This window comes from Paenibacillus etheri (assembly GCF_001012825.1).
Lineage (GTDB): Bacteria > Bacillota > Bacilli > Paenibacillales > Paenibacillaceae > Paenibacillus_AQ > Paenibacillus_AQ etheri.
This window is the reverse complement of sequence record NZ_LCZJ02000021.1, coordinates 25,423-44,212: the sequence shown is the minus strand read 5'-3', so window position 1 is coordinate 44,212 and position 18,790 is coordinate 25,423. Positions and strand designations below refer to the sequence as shown.

Below are 18,790 nucleotides of genomic sequence, written 5' to 3'. Positions count from 1 at the left end.
AGAAAGAAATTATCCGGTATTAGCTACCGTTTCCGGTAGTTATCCCAGTCTAAGGGGCAGGTTGCCTACGTGTTACTCACCCGTCCGCCGCTAAGTTATTTTGAAAGCAAGCTTTCAAAATAACTCCGCTCGACTTGCATGTATTAGGCACGCCGCCAGCGTTCGTCCTGAGCCAGGATCAAACTCTCCAATTAGTATTGAAAAGAGCGATATGCTCATTTTGAAACATCTGACGAGAAAATTAATTCTCTATTTTGGATTTCACTTTCGTGATTTCCTACTCACTCGTTGTTCAGTTTTCAAAGATCAATGTCTCATCTTTCGTCGTCGTTGCTTGTCAGCAGCGACCTTTATAATATATCACAGCACCTTTGTTTTCGTCAAGCGTTTTTTTAATTTCTTTTTTCGCTTACCGTTTCAGCAAGTTGTCAATCAACATCTTGTCCAAAGGGGCGAGACTTAATGTATCATATTTTTCAAACCTACGTCAAGCATTAAAACAAAATTATTCTTAATCCTATTAACATTACCACTCCCGGAAGACCAAGAACCGTTACTGCGCCTATGGTTGCCGGATTCAATGGAATATGAACCTGTGTGATCAAGCCTGAGAAATTGACAACATATATTGCGAGCGCAGCCAGTACCAAATGAACTCCGAACAGACTAAGCCAGCCAAAGCCAAGTTTTTTCCGAAATACAATTATACTCAGCAACACAACCGATATGACCAGTACTCCTATAGCTAACATTCTTAGCATATTGATCCCTCCTATTTCCTTTTGACTAGCGCCTACATCTGACTGCTATTTAATCCAATACTCTTTGCATGCTTGAGATGTATCTGATATTTACGCTCTGCTGCCTCCAGAATATAAATAGCGTAATCAATTTGATCTTGACCCAACGCTTCATCAAACATTAGGTACGCTCTCTCCCACTCCGATTGCGCCTTACGAACCTCCAGCAACGTTTCCCAGCCCTCCGTATCTTTTCTACTCTGTTCTTCGTCTGTCCCCCGCCAAAATGATCTCCACCATCCCATTACCCATTCCTCCTTAGAATAATTTCGATGCAAAATTACATCTCGTTATTCTCATTCATATCGGGATAGGGACAAACTTAGAACAAAAAAAGGAGGCCCAAGGGGCCTCCTTTTGAAAAACACGACTTTAGAGCTACTAGAATAGCTCACGACGACCTTCCAACGCTTTGGACAAGGTAACCTCGTCGGCATATTCAAGATCGCCACCAACAGGCAAGCCATGGGCTATTCTGGTGATTTTAATCTCAAAAGGCCGAACTAGACGAGAAATATACATCGCCGTTGCCTCACCCTCAATGTTGGGATTGGTCGCCATGATAAGCTCACTTACTCTTTCATCACTCAGGCGAGTCAATAATTCCTTCAAGCGAATATCATCAGGGCCTATACCTTCCATAGGTGAAATTGCACCCTGAAGAACATGATAATACCCATTAAACTCTTTGGTGCGTTCTATTGCCACCAAATCTTTAGAGTCTTGGATCACACAGATCACTGAAGGATCTCTGGTTTTGTCCTGACATATCTTACAGGGGTCCGTATCCGTAATATTACAGCAGACGGAGCAATAATGAAGATTACGTTTGACGCTTACTAGCGCTTTAGCAAAATCGATAACGTCATCCTCTTTCATGTTAAGCACATGAAAAGCTAACCGGGCGGCTGTCTTCGGCCCTATCCCGGGCAAGCGCGTAAAAGCATCGATCAGCTTGGCTAGCGGTTCGGGATAATACAAATTAATTATTCTCCTTTAGACGAAAGTGGAATGAGTGATTAGAACAAGCCTGGGATCTTCATTCCGCCAGTAAATTTACCCATATCATTGTTCGCAAGCTCTTCAGCTTGAGTCAAAGCATCATTAACCGCAGTGATTACTAAATCCTGCAGCATTTCAACATCTTCCGGATCAACAGCTTCTGGCTTAATTTGAATAGAAAGCAACTTCTTGTGACCATTCACTTGAACTGTAACTACACCGCCACCAGATGAGCCCTCAATTACTTTGCCACCTAGCTCTTCTTGAGCTTTAAGCATTTGCTCCTGCATTTTCTTAACTTGCTTCATCATTTGGTTCATATTATTCATACATCGTCTCTCCTTTGGAATGCGCAAATTTGCGCTAGTATGTTTACATTACTCTTTTATGACAACAAGGTCTTCTCCAAAAAGCTGGATAGCCTCATCAATCCATGGTTCAGATTTCGCTTCTGCAGTGTCATGTTCATGCTCTAGCCGTAATTCTTCTTTGCTAGGCTGTCCCACTGACTTCTGAGCAGCTTCGTTCCAATCGCGCTGCATTATAGTAACCAATCTATAAGGTTTACCAAGACGTGCTGCAAGCACATTCTCAATGACCTGTCTATTTGCTGGCTTCTCCGTTGTATCGCGATGAATCGTGTTCTTGAATGCAACAAGCACCGCATCGTCCATTACAGATACAGGCTCACCGTCTACAAACCACGCATGAACCGTTACCTTCTCCTCTTTTACCCCTTGCAAGACAAGACTCCACTGTTTGTAGATAGCTGCAAAATCCGGACTATCCTTACCAGCAATAAACTTATCTACATTTGGAGGCATTTTGGAGGGTGCAGAGATTCTCGGTGCAGAGCTTGGAGCTGAATTTGATTTCGCAGAAGAAGCACCATCTCGCCCACCTCCGGAAATACCACCGGACTGCAATGCCTGTTCCAGCTTTTTCTCCAGCGCAACAATCTGTCTCTTGAGCAGATCCAGTTCACCAGAGTGGACTGCAGGAGCATTCGCCCCTGATCCAGCCTGCAATGCACCTAACGGAGTCTCACTTTCCTCTTGCTGCAAGCTACAAAGCTTCATCAGCGCAACCTCAAACAACGTCTGCGGATGAGTAGCATACTTCATTTCACCTAGGTACTTATTAAGTGTATCTACGATCTGAAACAGACGATCCCGAGAAAATGCGGTGGCCATATCTTTAAATTCGGCGGGATTAAGCACTCGCTCAGTCAGTTGATCGGCCCCGGGTACCATCTTAATCATCAATAAATCACGGAAATAATACATAAGATTCTCTAGACATTTATCAGCACTCTTACCTTCATGCATAAGCTGTTCAACAAGCTCCAGTAGAAGACCCATATCACCTTCCAAAATGGCAGTGGCAAGACGTGCAAATTGCTCAGAAGGTATCCCTCCGGTCATCCCTAGCACTTGTTCATACGTAACTTTGCCATCTGTAAAAGATGAAATCTGATCCAGCAAACTCACTGCATCGCGCATTCCCCCATCAGAAAGGCGGGCAATATACTGCAATGCGTTAACATCGGCTGTAATCCCTTCCTTCTCACAGATAGCGCTTAGATGTGCTGTCTGCTCTTCCAAAGCTACTCTACGGAAGTCAAAGCGCTGACAACGAGAGATGATCGTCGCTGGCAATTTATGAGGCTCCGTAGTCGCAAGGATGAACATTACATGTGAAGGCGGTTCTTCCAATGTCTTTAATAGCGCATTAAATGCTTCTGTTGTCAGCATATGCACTTCATCAATAATATACACTTTACGGCGCACCTCGGTAGGTGCATATTTCACCTTGTCCCGGAGGTCGCGAATCTCTTCTACGCCCCGGTTAGATGCCGCGTCTATTTCCTGCACATCCATCACATTACCCGCAGTGATTCGCAAGCAAGAAGGACACTCGTTGCAAGGCTCCGGACCTGGCCCACGTTCACAATTGACCGCTTTCGCTAAAACTTTAGCAGCACTTGTCTTACCAGTTCCCCGCGGACCACTGAACAGATAGGCATGCGAAACCCGCTGTTCACGAATTGCGTTCTGCAGCGTTTGGATAATGTGCTGTTGTCCAACCATGTCTTGAAACGACTGCGGCCGCCAAGCACGGTACAGCGCGATATGTTCCACTATGCATTACCCTCTCTTAGGCTGCCTCTTTCCCGGCATTTGTCGCAAATTTATTATACTATATTCATCGGCTATTGACCAAAAACAAAAAGCATCTTTGCTTGTGGCAAAGATGCTGTTATAAACAGAATTATAAACCGTGCACCTGTTATTGATGACTACGATCCAAGCGGCAACCCTACATGACTGCTCGAGCTAGGCCACCCTCCGGCACAAGAGTAAACTTACTTATGGCTGCTTCCTTCCGGACCTGACCAGGTTCATAAGCACTCATTGCGGAGGACCCAACCGTCAACACAGCCCGTAGGAACCAAGGCCTCACATCGATAGCACCTCTAACAGGAATTCAACCTCGCTACAGCGGATTGCGAGTTACAGGGCACCGCTACCTCCCCGTCTAGCACGGCGAACTTAAGTATAGCTTACGCTCGGACAAAAATCAACTCCAAGACATAAAATGAGCCCCTCAGCGAGAAAGCTGGGGGCTCGATCTAACCATTAAGCCGCTAAGCGACTATTCCAATTAGATACCGTATTTCTTCTTGAATTTATCAACGCGACCGCCGGCATCCAGGAACTTCTGCTTGCCAGTGAAGAAAGGATGGCAGCTGGAGCAAATTTCAACACGAAGCTCTTGTTTAACAGAGCCAGCTTCGAAAGAGTTGCCACATGCGCAGGTTACCTTAGTTAAGTTATACTTTGGTTGAATTGCTGCTTGCATTTTGAATTTCACCTCTCATGCCCTAAGCCTCATGCGGACCCAGAGTTATATGATTACACTGTGGTATTTTAGCACGAAAAATTCAATTGATCAATATGTTTCATTGGTAATTCATTGGTACATTTACTCTATTAAACGTTGAGCTGCCGTTGCTTTACCCGAGCCATATTTGCTGGTGGTACATGCGTGTAAGAACCAATAACAACATCCGGCAATTCGTCCCGGAAAATTTCCAGCATCGTCTTCATGCCGAGAATTTCACCCTTAGCAGGAGGAATTAACTCCAGATAACTCTCTGGATCAATGTTCAGATTACGCATCTGAATAAGCTTCAAATCCGTACGTCTTACAAACTCCACCATCGCCTCAATCTCTTCTTCGCGATCAGTTACTCCAGGGAAAATCAGATAGTTGATCGATGTGTAAACACCCTGCGAGGCAGCATATTTCAAAGACTTCTCTACATTAGCCAATGTGTAGCCACGTGGTTTGTAATAAGCATTGTAATGATCATCTAGAGCACTGATCGTGCTGACACGCATCAGATCCAGCCCAGCATCGACAATTCCACGAATATGATCGCTTAAGCCAGCATTGGTGTTGATATTGATGTAGCCCATGTCAGTAATCGAGCGTACTTCACGAATTGCTTCTATAATAAGTTTTGCCTGCGTAGAAGGTTCCCCTTCACAGCCTTGTCCAAAACTGATAATCGATTCAGGGGTCTTCAAATGCTCCAGCATAACTTGTGAAATTTCATTGACGGTTGGTCGGAAATTCATCCGAGTCTGTGGAGACACAAAACCACTATCATCAGGTTGCTCAGAAATACAGCCAAAACATCCAGCATTACATGAATAAGAGACAGGTACACCGCCCTCCCAACGCCCTAAAAAGGTATTGGAGGAAGTGAGGCATTCATAACCAAGCGCACAGTTAGAAAGATGCTCATAGAGACGGTTATCAGGATATTTGGCGGTCAATTCGCCAACGCTTACCTCAAGATCCTGTTTATCACAGTTCAGCGGATTCCACTTCTCCGGATTATCGGTTGGGTCCGCCGCTACATAGAACCCGCCATCCTTCCACACAACAGCTGAATACCCAAATAAAGGAAGCTTGTAAGACTTGTCTGTCTTCACATAGCCAGGAAGACATAAGCGAGTATAGCCCTGAGGCAGCAGCACTCCTACAGCCTGTGATCCTTCTGGCAGCGACATCATTTCACCGGTCTCAGGATCCATGCCCACCGCCCGTGTACTAGGCAAGCCCACAAGAGTAGCACCCTCAGGTAGCGGAATCAACTCTTCCTCCAGCATTTCAACGATCATATCCCCACTACGGGCTAGCCCGTACAGTTCAGGATGATCATATACGTTTCCTTGCCCGTCGGCATATACCAAATACATGTTAGTCTCCTCTTATTATCAATTCTCAAGTTGTAGGCACTGAAGAAGTCTTCGCACGTGTTGTGCGACGAGCAGCCGTACCACTGTTGGACGTTCCCCCGCTACTTGCTGTTCCATTTGGCGATTGTTTAGCTCCGGCAACGTCAAATGATGCTAAGAATTCAGCATTAGTCTTTGTATCACGCAGCTTTTTGATGAATCCCTCTACAAAATCATAGGATTCATTCATGTTTTTGCGAATCGCCCAGATCGTATCGAGTTCTTCTTTGCTCAAGAGTACTTCTTCACGGCGTGTACCTGAACGACGAATATCAATAGCAGGGAATATACGGCGTTCCGCCAATTTGCGGTCCAAATGAAGCTCCATATTACCGGTACCCTTAAACTCTTCATAAATAATATCATCCATACGTGATCCGGTATCAATTAAAGCAGTTGCTAAAATAGTCAGTGAACCGCCTTCTTCCACATTACGTGCAGAGCCAAAAAACCGCTTCGGCCGATGAAAGGCTGCTGGGTCAATCCCCCCACTAAGTGTACGTCCAGATGGTGGAACCACAAGATTATACGCACGCGCCAGACGGGTAATGCTATCTAAAAGAATAACTACATCCTTCTTGTGCTCAACTAAACGAAGAGCCCTTTGCAACACAAGTTCGGCCACTTTAATATGATTCTCTGGAAGCTCATCAAACGTCGATGCAACCACTTCGCCTTTTACAGAACGTTGCATATCGGTTACTTCTTCTGGACGTTCATCTATTAGCAATACAAAGAGCTCAATTTCAGGATTATTAGTGGAAATACTATTGGCAATTTCTTTCAAGAGGAGCGTTTTTCCTGCTTTAGGAGGTGCTACAATCAAACCCCGCTGCCCCAAACCTACAGGAGCGAGCAAATCCATTATTCGGGTAGACAAATGAGTAGGGGATGTTTCAAGCGGTAGCTTGTCTTGCGGATAAAGTGGTGTTAATGCTGGAAAATGAAGTCGCTCCGCTGCGCTAGCAGGGTTCTCACCATTAACGGCATTGACTTGAAGCAGTCCAAAATATCGTTCATTTTCTTTCGGTGTCCGGCATTTCCCAGACACAAGATCTCCGCTTCTGAGATCAAACTTCCGAATTTGTGAGGCTGAGATATAAATATCTTCAGCGCTGGGCAAATAGTTAATCGGCCTTAGAAATCCATAGCCCTCGGGTAGAATTTCCAGTACGCCTTCCATAAACATAAGACCGCTTTGCTCTGCCTGTGCCCGAAGGATCGCAAAGATCAGTTCCCGTTTCTTCAGCTGTCCGTAGTAAGGAATCTGGTATTTCTTGGCCAGCTTATACAACTCGGTCAGCTTCATTTCTTCCAAATCGGAAATTTGAAGATCCATGTAATAACCACCTATTCAATTTTTAAATGAGTTCCCCTAGTCTATCTACTAGGCAAAATGATGAGTCTATTAAAATGCCCATTAAGATATTAATACCCATTTTGGAAGGATATATGCGGTAAATAAGCAAAATAAAACTCCTTCCAAACGGGATATCCTAATTTTATTCGTTCTCACGCCAAACATGAGCACCAAGTTGTCGAAGGTTGCTCACTAAATTATCATAACCACGGTCAATATATTCTACGCCGGTCACCTCGGTGATTCCATCCCCTACCGTCAACCCAGCAATGACAAGAGCAGCACCTGCCCGTAAATCAGTCGCTTTCACTTTTGCAGCGTTAAGTTTACCACCCTCAATAATTGCAGAACGGCCTTCAACGCGGATCTTTGCGCCCATTCGTACCAATTCTGGCACATGCTTAAATCGGTTGCTGTAGACAAAATCGCTAAGTACACTAACACCTTCGGCCTGCGTCAACATACTTGTCATAGGAGATTGTAAATCTGTAGGAAAGCCAGGATAGGTCAGCGCTTTGACATCTGCGTGCTCATATTTAGCTCTACCTATAACGCGAATACTTTCATCAAGCTCTTCAATATCAACGCCCATCTCTAAAAGCTTGGCCGTTAAAGCTTCCAAGTGCTTAGGAATAACGTTATCTATCAACACATTACCACGCGTAGCCGCAGCGGCAATCATATAAGTTCCTGCTTGAATCCGATCGGGAATAATGGAGTGACGGCAACCGTGCATCTCCGAAACCCCTTCGATTCTGATGGTTTCTGTACCAGCGCCTTTAATAACAGCGCCCATAGAGTTCAATAGGGTTGCTACATCTATAATCTCAGGCTCTTTAGCCGCATTTTCAATAATTGTGGAGCCTTTGGCACGTGAAGCCGCCAGCATGATGTTAATAGTGGCACCTACGCTTGATACATCTAAATAAATCTTCGCACCGCGTAGTTCTTTAGCATATAAGTGGATAGAACCATGTTCGTTGGTAACTGTTGCTCCCAGTGCCTCGAATCCCTTGATATGCTGATCGATTGGACGAGGTTCGAAATTACAACCACCAGGAAGACCTATTGTTGCTTCTTTGAATCTTCCAAGTAGAGCTCCCATCATATAATATGAAGCTCGAAGTTTCTTAACCGGACCATTAGGCATAGGTATAGATACAATACGCGAAGGATCAATTTTCATCTGGTTGCCTGACCAAGATACACTTGCGCCAAGCTCTTGCAAGATTTCGGAGTAAACGGCCACATCACTAAGGGACGGTAAATTATCAAGAACAACTTCAGATTCGGCTAAAATCGCCGCAGGAATAAGTGCAATAGCACTATTCTTTGCTCCACTGATGGTTACAACGCCCTCTAGCGGACGTCCACCGCCAATCATTAATTTTTCCATAGATTTATCAATTTCCCCCTACGTGTATTGCAGCTGTGCGGGCAATACGTGCTGTGGACTTTTTAGTGATGAAAATGGAAAGACACCGGCTAAGCGGTGTGCTTTCCTCATCAAACTATTCAACTGGGCAGAGCTACACCCTGCCCTTTACAAATTGCTTGTCCACCTGTGGCGGAAGCTAACAATGATTAGGCTTTGTTATTGGATCCAAATTCGCGGATTTTACCGATAACGGTTTCTTTGATCGCATCGCGACCTGGTGCGATGAATGTACGTGGATCGTAAGCATCAGGTTTAGCAGCCAGAACTTCGCGAACAACTTTTGCGAACACGATTTGGTTCTCAGTGTTTACGTTGATTTTGGAAGTACCCAAGGAGATAGCTTTCTTGATGTCATGTTCAGGAATACCTGTACCACCATGAAGAACCATTGGGATGTTAGTAGCGTCGCGGATTTCTTCCATCTCTTTAAATCCGAGGTTAGGCTCGCCAAGGTAAGGTCCATGAACGGAACCTAGTGCAGGAGCCAAAGTGTCGATACCTGTTTCTTTAACAATACGTACGCACTCATCAAGCTTAGCATACATGATGCCGCCGATAACGTCGTCTTCTTGTCCACCAACAGTACCTACTTCTGCTTCTACAGAAACACCTTTAGCGTGAGCATATTCAACGACTTTTTTAGTCATTTCAATGTTCTCATCGATTGGGTGGTGGGAACCGTCGATCATTACGGATGTAAATCCAGCATCAATTGCTGCTTTACATTTATCAAAGCTAGATCCATGGTCAAGGTGGATCGCTACAGGAACGGTGATATTCATATCGATAATTAGACCTTCTACCATCTTAACAACAGTAGTGAAGCCGCCCATGTGACGTGCTGCGCCTTCGGATACACCAAGGATTACTGGTGATTTTTCTTGTTCAGCGGCACCAAGAATTGCTTGTGTCCACTCCAAGTTGTTAATGTTGTACTGACCTACTGCGTATTTTCCTTCAAGTGCTTTCTTCAACATGTCTGTCATAGATACTAATGGCATGGTTTCATCCTCCTAAGAATGTTGGCTGGCTTTGTTTTTAAACCGACATCACATACAGGCTTATTATAACACATCCTGAGTCAAATACTAAATAGGATAAACAAAAAAATGTCCCGGTGGGACGATTTTTATCCAGCCCATATAGCAATTAGACCCGACCTGTTTTATAATCACCATAACCAAATAGGATCCATACAGAAAATATCACTTTAGCTGCATTGATCTACTGACTTACTATGAAGATGCATATTGACCGCTACCCGCATTTCATCGATGTCAAATGGCTTTGTGAAATGCATCAGTGCGCCCAGCTTGGTTGCTTCCTTAATCATATCCAGCTCCCCATAAGCGGTCATCATAATGACCTTAATGGACGGATTTAGCTCCTTCAAATGCTTCAAAATTTCGAGTCCATCCATTCCCGGTATTTTCATATCCAGCAGAACCAAGTCAGGAGACTCGCTACGAACAATGTCTAATGCCAATTTTCCGTTAGCTGCTTGAAATGTCGTATATCCTTCGCTATTAAACACTTCCATAAGAAGAATCCGGATCCCATTCTGATCATCAACAATTAATACTTTCTTTTTTTCCATATAACACCCTCCCAGAGATTAAGCCTGATTGACTATACCGCGCTCTCCACAGCTAACGGCCCCTTCAGAAACTAACTCCATACGAAACCTATTATTCGTGCTTCACAGCCCAAATCCTTCTAATTGGATAAAATGGGTAAATAAAGAGTCTAAATTGTAATGATGTCATTTTCGGAGCTCTTCAAAATGGGTAAACAAGTTATACTTTCAAATATTCAAAAAAAAGAGCCTCCAATAGGAGACTCCTCAGATTTGATTAAGAACCCGTAGGTTCCGATAATGTTTACAAAATTACTGCTGTTCGGAATGAGTCAAAGAAGCTTTGACGAAATCACGGAACAACGGTTGTGGACGGTTCGGACGTGAAGTGAATTCCGGATGGAATTGAACCGACAAGAACCAAGGATGTCCCGGAAGCTCAACGATCTCAACTAAACGGCCATCTGGAGAGGTTCCGGAAATGACCAGACCTGCTTTTTCAATCTCATCACGATACGTATTGTTGAACTCATACCGGTGACGGTGACGCTCGTATACCAGTTCATCATCGTAGCAAGACATTGCCAGGGAACCTTCAGCAATCTTACAAGGATACAAACCAAGACGCATAGTTCCGCCCATATCTTCAATATCCTTCTGCTCAGGAAGCAGATCGATCAGTGGATATGGTGTGTTCGGATCGATTTCGGAGCTATTCGCACCTTGTAGACCTAGAACAGAACGGCCATATTCGATTACGGAAACTTGCATACCTAAGCAAATTCCGAAGAAAGGTATCAATTTCTCACGGGCATAACGAATCGCGGAGATTTTACCTTCAATTCCCCGATCACCGAAACCACCAGGAACAAGAATACCACCAATACCACGCAGCATTTCATCCACGTTCTCATCCGTAATTTCCTCTGCATTCACCCAGCGAATCTTAACCTCTGCATTAGCAGCAAAGCCTGCGTGTGAAAGTGATTCAACAACGCTCAAATAAGCGTCATGGAGTGCTACGTACTTACCAACAATCGCAATTTCCACTGTTTTCTCTAGCTTCTGAATCCGTTCAAGCATACTTTCCCATTCACGCATATCTGGCGCAGGTGTTGTAAGCTTCAAATGATTAACAACAATCTCGTCCAATCCTTCATCACGAAGATTCAATGGAACTTCATACAACGTTGAAGCATCGCGGCATTCCACAACAGCATTAGCATCAATATCGCAAAAGAGTGCGATCTTCGCTTTCATATCTGCGGAAAGCTCATATTCCGTACGGCACACGATGACATTCGGTTGAATACCGATGCTGCGCAGCTCTTTAACACTGTGTTGTGTCGGCTTTGTCTTCACTTCTCCAGCAGCCTTGATATAAGGAATCAAGGTTACGTGGATATACATCACATTTTCCCGTCCGATATCACTCTTGATCTGGCGAATGGCTTCCAGGAACGGAAGACTCTCAATATCACCTACGGTTCCACCAATCTCTGTTATTACAACATCAGAGTTAGTCTCGCGACCTGCGCGGAACACGCGTTCTTTGATCTCATTCGTAATGTGTGGGATAACTTGTACAGTTCCGCCCAAATACTCTCCACGACGTTCCTTGCTGATTACGGATGAATAGATCTTACCTGTCGTCACATTGTTGTTCTTTGACAGATTAATATCAATAAACCGTTCATAATGTCCAAGGTCAAGGTCAGTCTCCGCACCGTCATCTGTTACGAATACTTCACCGTGCTGATAAGGACTCATCGTTCCAGGATCTACGTTAAGATACGGATCAAATTTCTGAATCGTTACCTTTAGACCTCTGTTTTTGAGCAGCCTGCCCAGCGAAGCGGCGGTAATGCCCTTGCCCAGGGAAGACACAACGCCACCCGTTACAAAAATATACTTTGTCACTGTAAAACCCTCCTAAATAAAGTCCAGACATAAAAGCGGCGCATGGTGTTTATCGTAACCCGTTTTACTATCATCAAAACAGGGGAAATCAAAAGTTTGATTCACTGGGGAAAACACTTGGCGTCGTCCCGCGAATTACATAAAACTACAGCTACTTTGCATCTAAAAAAACAAAAAAGTGACACCCGTAGAACCGGGGCACTTTTTATTTTAAAAAACGCGTTTATTAACTTACATGATAAGCCCATGCAATAGTTTACTCTGACGATCCCCCACTGTCAAGGGAGGAATTATACCATTAGCAAGACTCTTTGAAATTATTTATCTTACTTGTCAGCTTCTGCATCGTCTACATCTGAGTCATCTTCTGCGTCGTCTTCATCTGAGTCATCTTCGTCTATGTCATCTTCATCGATCACGACATCTTCATCGACTTCTTCTTCGCTGTCGTCGTCGGAATAGAGGTCGTCGCGATCTTCGTCGATAGCGTCGAAATCCTCTTCTTCAGCAGCGTAGTTTTCTTCTTCTTCAGCAAAGTCGTCATCTTCCAAATCATCGTCTTCATCGTTGATGATACGCACGCGTTTGGTGTTACCAACCGGATCATCGGAGCGCTCTAGAGGATACCAGCGTTTCAGTCCCCAAAGGTTGGTTCCGACACAGGCAAAACGCCCGTCAATGTTAATCTCGGTATATAACTGGGCAATAGTATCTTGGCTTTCTTGATCGGTCATGCCGCGTAACTTGGCTACCTCGACCATCAGATCACGGTAATAATACGGCGTATTAGCTGCTTTAAGTACCAGAAAGGCAAGATCCACCATTGGCATTTCTTTAACTTTCTCAGGGTCTAGCTTTAAATTGAGTGGCGTACTCACTAAAGGACACTTCCTCTCACGCATTGTTCACATTACGGTTTATTTCAATAATATCCATTAACAAAACTAAGTAAAACCTATTTGAGAACAAATTGCAAGTCAAAAGCGGTAACAGCTAACAGAAAGAGACCTCTGGCTCTTATCCCTAGCAGAAACCTGTCTCTATCTTGAAGAAGAATAAATCCGAAACATATGTACCCGCGTGAAACTTATACTTACTTTTAATTTTAAAAAAGGCGGAGGAAATCCTCCGCGCATGACTGTATCCACGCCAAGGATCGGCTCCTTACGTGATGTTACAAAGAGAGTGTTAATCTCTTCTGTCTATTTTATGTAAAGCGCCGTCTTTTGACACGATGGGCAGCCCATTTCGTTAAAAAAGGGCAAGTTCCCATTCGGACCCCCTCTTCCACTCATACAATATGGCAGCAGGGCACCGAGGAGGGGACAGCGAAACCTATGGACTATTACAAATTTTGGAACATGCTTCTTGAAGAAATATCGGTTGCCCCCAACAATGGTGAGCGGCGTATTCTTACCTTCAATGATCCCCGCCAGTATGCCGGAGCATTTACACAATGGAAGGCTCTGAAAGCGAAGCAGCCTGAGCTGCGGCAAGTGCAGGTATCTCCGCTGATTCGGGCCTTCTTTGTGCCTGCTGCCGGCGCCGGAAAACTAATGAGACGATTTGCAGACCTCCTAAATGTCGAAGAGGATCTACAAATGCAAATCCATTCCATAGCTAACGAAAAGAGCGGTACCGCCACACTCCCTTGGGGAGTAAAAGCCATTCATGCTCCTCAGGCATGGTCCAAATCAACCGGAGTTCACGTCAAAATCGGCATAATCGACACAGGTGCTGATTACCGCCATCCCGATTTGAAGCATTCATTAGCCTCTGGGGTCAACCTACTACACCGCGGTATGTTGCCGCTAGATGATAATGGACACGGGACTCACATCGCTGGCACTCTAGCTGCAGCAGGAGGAACACGCGGTATGATGGGAGTAGCACCGCGAGCGCTGCTATACCCAGTCAAGGCCTTTGATCATAGCGGCTCCGCCTATGTATCGGATATTGTGCTGGGCATTGATTGGTGTGTACAGAACAGAATCGATATCATCAATATGAGCTTCGGAATGAAAACCAGAAGCAAAGCACTTCACAATGTGGTTATAAAAGCGTACCGAGCCGGAATCGCTATCATTGCCTCCTCCGGGAATGATGGCAAACGTGGGGGGGACTATCCTGCACGATATCCTGAGACGATTGCCGTGGGCGCCATCGACAAAAGACATCGTGTTGCCGGCTTCAGCAACCGCGGTTCTTATATCGATGTATATGGCCCCGGCGAAGGGGTGTCCTCCTGCTGGCTGAAGGAGGGTTACAAAGAGATGAGCGGCACCTCCATGGCGACCTCGCATGTTACGGGAGCCGCTGCACTACTGCTCGCGCTGCGACCGGGTATCTCGCCAAGGGAGCTGAAGCTGCTCTTGCGCCGCACAGCTTCCCCGGTACGGCTGCGCAAGGGCCAGCGACGCGCATCCCTTGGCGGCGGCGCTGCCGATGCCCTACGCCTGCTGAAGGCAGGAGTGAGGGCCAAGCGGGCGGTCTCCGCGAACGTGTAGACCCCACCCGGTGCCCGGGTGGGGCACTCTGACGTGAGCGCAGCTTGTGCCGGTGCGATGAACGGCACAAAATAAAATCCGCCTCCGAGGGAACCGGAAGGCGGATTTTTTGTCGTTTGATGTTGAATTACATGCGATCCGGTGCAGAAACACCGACAAGACGCAGGACATTAGCAATGGTAGTACGAGCAGCACCAAGCAATGCAAGACGCGCCACAGTTTGAGCAGCATCCTCAGTAATTACACGTTCAGCTTTGTAATAACTGTGGAACATCGCAGCCAGCTCATATACATAACGGATGAGGCGATGTGGAGCATAACCTTCAGCCGCAACAGCGATTTCTGCTGGGAGCTCACCAATTTTGCGCAGCAGGTCATATTCGTGCACTGCTGTCAGCTTGGAGAAGTCAATCTCAGCGTAATCAGGAATGGAGATCCCTTGCTCCTCTGCCTGACGGAAAATACTGCAGATACGCGCATGCGCATATTGAACATAGAATACAGGGTTCTCATTAGAAGTAGAGATCGCTAAATCCATATCGAAATCAAGATGGGAATCCATGCTACGCATGGTGAAGAAATAACGAATCGCATCGATTCCTACTTCCTCCATCAAATCTTCCATCGTAACCGCTTTGCCGGTACGCTTGGACATTTTAACCTTTTCACCATTCTGGAACAGACTGACCATTTGAGCAATTAAAACCACTAGCTTCTCAGGATCATTGCCAAGAGCTGACATCGCCGCTTTCATACGCGGAATATAGCCATGGTGATCTGCACCCCAAATGTTAATCATTTTATCGTAACCGCGGCCATACTTATCGCTGTGATAAGCAATGTCCGGTGTAAGGTAGGTGTATGTGCCATCGTTCTTAATCAGAACGCGGTCTTTATCATCGCCATACTTAGTCGTTTGCAGCCAGGTTGCCCCATCCTGCTCATATACTTCTCCACGATCACGAAGCTCGTCTAGCGAGCGCAGCACTTCCCCATTCTCATACAGCGAAGTCTCACTGAACCAGATATCGAAGTTTACGCGGAATAGGCCCAGATCGCGTTTGATTTTATCGAGCTCTTTATTCAGTCCATAGTTCCGGAAAAATGCTGCGCGGTCACTTGGGCTCATCTCGAGTAGTGTATCGCCCTTTTCAGCCACAAGCTCCTTAGCAAATCCCTTAATATCTTCACCATGGTAACCGTCTTCAGGCATTTCTGCTTCTTGACCCAGCTCCTGCAGGTAACGAGTCTCAATGGATTTGCACAGGTTGACTACTTGATTACCGGCATCATTAATATAATATTCCCGTGTCACCTGATAGCCGGCATAATCGAGCACGTTGCAAAGCGCATCGCCGACAGCAGCACCACGAGCATGTCCTAGATGAAGGCTACCCGTTGGGTTGGCGCTGACGAACTCCATTTCAACCTTCTGACCTTGACCGACGTTAATACGGCCATAATCATCACCCTGCTCAGCAACAAGGCTGATAACTGGGTACAAATAATTCTTGGACAATGTAAAGTTAATAAAGCCTGGTCCGGCAATCTCAGCTTTTTCAATAGAAGCTCTGCTAGTATCCAAATGCTCTATAATTGCCTCAGCAATCTGGCGCGGATTACGTTTTGCGATTTTGGTCAGCTGCATAGCAGCGTTCGTAGCCAAATCACCATGTGCCTTATCTCTTGGTACTTCCAGTACAATATCCGGAACCTCTTCCGGTGCAACAATTCCTGCATTCACAATTGCATCGGCAATGGCTTCTTTTACCCGTTCATTCACAAGCTCCAACGGATTCTTTCTCTGTGTCATAATTTCGGTTCCTCCTGTATATGCAAACTAATAGCAAACTTTCCTGATAATTCCTCGTAAACGTACAAATCATATTCCCATGCTACCGTTAGGGAACGCCCTTCGCGCACCACGTCCAGCTTATTCGTTTCTGTAGAAAGATTAAACTGTGTATATGGCGAACGATAGAATCCCGGCAAACGCCGTCCGGATTGAAAGCTCTGTTCCGACTGTATCCCACCGTGGCGGATTAGCTTTAGCTGATTGCCTGCAATTTTTATCGTTGTACGAACAGAAATTTCCTCTCCTCGAGGGCCCTGCTCTAACTCTTCATATTGAATATATAGATGCGGTCCTTTGGATACTACCTCTCCATTCGCTTTCATAACATTTCGCTGACCCTCTTGAAGGCTCACGAGCGTAATAGAGACGTCATATTTGTCAGACTGTAGTTCGGGCATCACACGTTCCTCCATTCTGCAAGCCTCTGCATTCTGCATAAGAAAAACGCCTGTCGTAAAACTTAAACATTTTTATATTCATTCAAAGGCCTATTCGCTTTCCCATTGTACACTATATCCAGTTCAAAGAAGCATTTCAATCTCAGATTCCATTAGATCTAGCTTAGCTCATAAAATTTTACCATATGGATGGATAAAAGCACACTTGGAACATGCAGTAAAACTGTACACAAGTACAACCAACTTCATAATCACAAAAAAACGGTTCCCTTAGGAACCGTTTAGATAACTAAACGCTATGCTCACTACCTTTACTAATTCATCAATTACAAGGACAACATTTTCAAAGAAAATCTAAGTTGCCAAGAAGCGCCGCCATCTTTAGTTACATATAACGATGAATAATCGCGTTCACGAACAGCTAACCAACCCTCTTTGTTACTAGTGAACGAGATTACCCCGTCATACCCAGCAATCGCCGGAAGATTGGTCCACTGCTTGCCACCGTTATATGAGCGTCCTACCGCTACTTTTTCCGCTGCGTCGGAATAACCCACCAAAAAGGTCGTATTGTTCCCTACCAGCTCCAAATTTCCGGGTCTCCCAGAAGCAGGCCCTTTATTTATTACAGCTTTTCCGCTACCCGGAGCAGGTCCACCCCCAGCAGTTTCCTGAGCAATCACTCTATTCCAGCTTTTACCCTTATTCGTACTTGTATATAGGGAGTACGAGGTTTGACTCATCCCTGATCCGCCATAGAGAACCACATCTACTTGATCTCCTTTTGCAGTGATTTGCCCATACTCAGGATTGGAAAAGGTTGACTTCAACGATAAAGTCCAATTTTTGCCTCCATCTGTAGTCTTCATTACCCGGTAGCCGGTTCCAGGCACAATCACAACGGCCCAGCCGGTATTACGATCACTGAAATAAGTACCGCGTGTATTGGATGGGGTTGAAATCTTGCTCCAGATAAGTCCCCCGTCCTTGGTGTAATACGTTGATGCCCGGTTATACCCGAAACCAATCTTACTGTCGATAAAATCGATTCTTTCAAAACTAACAGCTTTATTCGAAAGTCTTTTCCATTCTGAACCGCCATTAGAGGTCCCGATTAAATATCGAGCTTGACCCTCTTTTACAGAAGCAAGGGCAAAACCATGCACGTTATCGGGAAAATCAATCTGTTTAAAGCTCCATTGGCCTTCATAAATCTCTTGAAAATTGCAGCCTCCGTTAGAGGTGCCAATCATAAATCCATTGCCTGCCGCCCGTCCGATATCTCCATTCAAAAACTGAACATCAGAAAAGGTAAGCGGTGTGGAAACGTCCCCTGAATGCTTGTTTTGCAGAGACTGTAGTAGCCCATGATCTCCAGTGCCGCAAGCCGCGGGTGTGGCCGATGCCGCAGCATGTACAGAAGAAGCTGATGCACCCCAGCCTGAAACCATTATTAGCGTCGCCGAAAGGGCGGTTATTATCGTTCTATGAATCTTTTTCGTCCAGTTCATAGTGACACCTCCTATTGTATATATACCCTCGCTTTCAATCTCTACTCTTTTATACCTCCTGAAGCACGCATGATCCACCATTGAATAGTCACAAAATGGAAACAGTTTGTCAT

At 45.3% G+C, this 18,790-nt stretch carries 17 protein-coding genes, 1 rRNA gene and 1 other RNA gene; 1 reads left to right on the top strand and 18 read right to left on the bottom strand.

Going from position 1 to position 18,790, the window contains the following annotated elements:
- From UQ64_RS13070 to rpoE, 15 genes are all read right to left on the bottom strand, one after another.
- Positions 1-194, bottom strand: a 16S ribosomal RNA gene (locus UQ64_RS13070); the annotation flags it as partial.
- Positions 195-494: 300 nt separating this feature from the next.
- Entirely contained in the window at positions 495-752 is a 258-nt protein-coding gene (locus UQ64_RS13065; RefSeq protein ID WP_425339594.1) for a pro-sigmaK processing inhibitor BofA family protein, read from the bottom strand.
- A 41-nt stretch (positions 753-793) separates the two neighbouring features.
- Complete coding sequence (locus UQ64_RS13060; protein WP_060623906.1) at positions 794-1,045, bottom strand: DUF2508 family protein; 252 nt, start codon at positions 1,043-1,045, stop codon at positions 794-796.
- A gap of 136 nt (positions 1,046-1,181) precedes the next feature.
- Entirely contained in the window at positions 1,182-1,781 is a 600-nt protein-coding gene (gene recR, locus UQ64_RS13055; RefSeq protein WP_042123249.1) for a recombination mediator RecR, read from the bottom strand.
- A gap of 38 nt (positions 1,782-1,819) precedes the next feature.
- Positions 1,820-2,131 (bottom strand): YbaB/EbfC family nucleoid-associated protein, encoded by a 312-nt coding sequence (locus tag UQ64_RS13050; RefSeq protein WP_036679924.1) that lies wholly within the window; start codon positions 2,129-2,131, stop codon positions 1,820-1,822.
- A 48-nt stretch (positions 2,132-2,179) separates the two neighbouring features.
- Positions 2,180-3,943: a DNA polymerase III subunit gamma/tau gene (gene dnaX, locus UQ64_RS13045; RefSeq protein ID WP_060623905.1), complete on the bottom strand. Its 1,764-nt coding sequence runs from the start codon at positions 3,941-3,943 to the stop codon at positions 2,180-2,182.
- Positions 3,944-4,080: 137 nt separating this feature from the next.
- Positions 4,081-4,349, bottom strand: an RNA gene (ffs, locus tag UQ64_RS13040) — signal recognition particle sRNA large type.
- Positions 4,350-4,466: 117 nt separating this feature from the next.
- A complete protein-coding gene (gene rpmE, locus UQ64_RS13035) occupies positions 4,467-4,664 on the bottom strand; it encodes a 50S ribosomal protein L31 (protein ID WP_042123239.1) in 198 nt (65 codons plus the stop codon).
- Between the two features lie 131 nt (positions 4,665-4,795).
- Complete coding sequence (locus tag UQ64_RS13030) at positions 4,796-6,073, bottom strand: radical SAM family protein (protein WP_060623904.1); 1,278 nt, start codon at positions 6,071-6,073, stop codon at positions 4,796-4,798.
- Positions 6,074-6,098: 25 nt separating this feature from the next.
- Positions 6,099-7,451, bottom strand: coding sequence for a transcription termination factor Rho (rho, locus tag UQ64_RS13025; protein ID WP_042123234.1), 1,353 nt, complete (start codon positions 7,449-7,451; stop codon positions 6,099-6,101).
- A gap of 163 nt (positions 7,452-7,614) precedes the next feature.
- The gene (locus tag UQ64_RS13020) at positions 7,615-8,868 is read right to left on the bottom strand and encodes a UDP-N-acetylglucosamine 1-carboxyvinyltransferase (protein WP_060623903.1); all 1,254 of its coding nucleotides are present in this window, start codon (positions 8,866-8,868) and stop codon (positions 7,615-7,617) included.
- A 188-nt stretch (positions 8,869-9,056) separates the two neighbouring features.
- Positions 9,057-9,911 (bottom strand): class II fructose-1,6-bisphosphate aldolase, encoded by an 855-nt coding sequence (gene fba, locus UQ64_RS13015; protein WP_060623902.1) that lies wholly within the window; start codon positions 9,909-9,911, stop codon positions 9,057-9,059.
- A 209-nt stretch (positions 9,912-10,120) separates the two neighbouring features.
- On the bottom strand, positions 10,121-10,507 hold the full coding sequence (locus UQ64_RS13010; RefSeq protein WP_060623901.1) for a response regulator: 387 nt from the start codon (positions 10,505-10,507) through the stop codon (positions 10,121-10,123).
- A gap of 291 nt (positions 10,508-10,798) precedes the next feature.
- A complete protein-coding gene (locus tag UQ64_RS13005) occupies positions 10,799-12,406 on the bottom strand; it encodes a CTP synthase (RefSeq protein WP_042183974.1) in 1,608 nt (535 codons plus the stop codon).
- A 326-nt stretch (positions 12,407-12,732) separates the two neighbouring features.
- On the bottom strand, positions 12,733-13,284 hold the full coding sequence (gene rpoE / locus UQ64_RS13000) for a DNA-directed RNA polymerase subunit delta (RefSeq protein ID WP_060623900.1): 552 nt from the start codon (positions 13,282-13,284) through the stop codon (positions 12,733-12,735).
- A gap of 459 nt (positions 13,285-13,743) precedes the next feature.
- Between rpoE and UQ64_RS12995 the strand changes: the two genes are divergently transcribed.
- Positions 13,744-14,913, top strand: a complete 1,170-nt coding sequence (locus UQ64_RS12995; protein ID WP_060623899.1) for a S8 family peptidase — start codon at positions 13,744-13,746, stop codon at positions 14,911-14,913.
- A gap of 127 nt (positions 14,914-15,040) precedes the next feature.
- On the opposite strand, the gene argS is transcribed toward UQ64_RS12995, so the two are convergent.
- The 3 genes from argS to UQ64_RS12980 form a co-directional block, all read right to left on the bottom strand.
- Positions 15,041-16,726, bottom strand: coding sequence for an arginine--tRNA ligase (gene argS / locus UQ64_RS12990; RefSeq protein ID WP_060623898.1), 1,686 nt, complete (start codon positions 16,724-16,726; stop codon positions 15,041-15,043).
- Positions 16,723-17,166 carry a YwiB family protein gene (locus UQ64_RS12985; RefSeq protein WP_060623897.1) on the bottom strand — a complete coding sequence of 148 codons (444 nt, stop codon included), beginning with the start codon at positions 17,164-17,166 and terminating at the stop codon, positions 16,723-16,725. The genes argS and UQ64_RS12985 overlap by 4 nt, the downstream gene beginning before the upstream one ends.
- Positions 17,167-17,492: 326 nt before the next feature.
- Entirely contained in the window at positions 17,493-18,677 is a 1,185-nt protein-coding gene (locus UQ64_RS12980; RefSeq protein WP_060623896.1) for a beta propeller repeat protein, read from the bottom strand.
- Between the last annotated feature and the right edge of the window lie 113 nt (positions 18,678-18,790).

Bases quoted from the DNA above. Each gene is read 5' to 3' on its own strand.
- rpmE (WP_042123239.1), bottom strand. From the start codon at position 4,664: ATGCAAGCAGCAATTCAACCAAAGTATAACTTAACTAAGGTAACCTGC.
- UQ64_RS13065 (WP_425339594.1), bottom strand. From the start codon at position 752: ATGTTAGCTATAGGAGTACTGGTCATATCGGTTGTGTTGCTGAGTATA.
- argS (WP_060623898.1), bottom strand. From the start codon at position 16,726: ATGACACAGAGAAAGAATCCGTTGGAGCTTGTGAATGAACGGGTAAAA.
- UQ64_RS13020 (WP_060623903.1), bottom strand. From the start codon at position 8,868: ATGGAAAAATTAATGATTGGCGGTGGACGTCCGCTAGAGGGCGTTGTA.
- rho (WP_042123234.1), bottom strand. From the start codon at position 7,451: ATGGATCTTCAAATTTCCGATTTGGAAGAAATGAAGCTGACCGAGTTG.
- fba (WP_060623902.1), bottom strand. From the start codon at position 9,911: ATGCCATTAGTATCTATGACAGACATGTTGAAGAAAGCACTTGAAGGA.
- UQ64_RS13010 (WP_060623901.1), bottom strand. From the start codon at position 10,507: ATGGAAAAAAAGAAAGTATTAATTGTTGATGATCAGAATGGGATCCGG.
- UQ64_RS13030 (WP_060623904.1), bottom strand. From the start codon at position 6,073: ATGTATTTGGTATATGCCGACGGGCAAGGAAACGTATATGATCATCCT.
- UQ64_RS13060 (WP_060623906.1), bottom strand. From the start codon at position 1,045: ATGGGATGGTGGAGATCATTTTGGCGGGGGACAGACGAAGAACAGAGT.
- UQ64_RS12980 (WP_060623896.1), bottom strand. From the start codon at position 18,677: ATGAACTGGACGAAAAAGATTCATAGAACGATAATAACCGCCCTTTCG.
- UQ64_RS13050 (WP_036679924.1), bottom strand. From the start codon at position 2,131: ATGAATAATATGAACCAAATGATGAAGCAAGTTAAGAAAATGCAGGAG.
- UQ64_RS12985 (WP_060623897.1), bottom strand. From the start codon at position 17,166: ATGCCCGAACTACAGTCTGACAAATATGACGTCTCTATTACGCTCGTG.
- UQ64_RS12995 (WP_060623899.1), top strand. From the start codon at position 13,744: ATGGACTATTACAAATTTTGGAACATGCTTCTTGAAGAAATATCGGTT.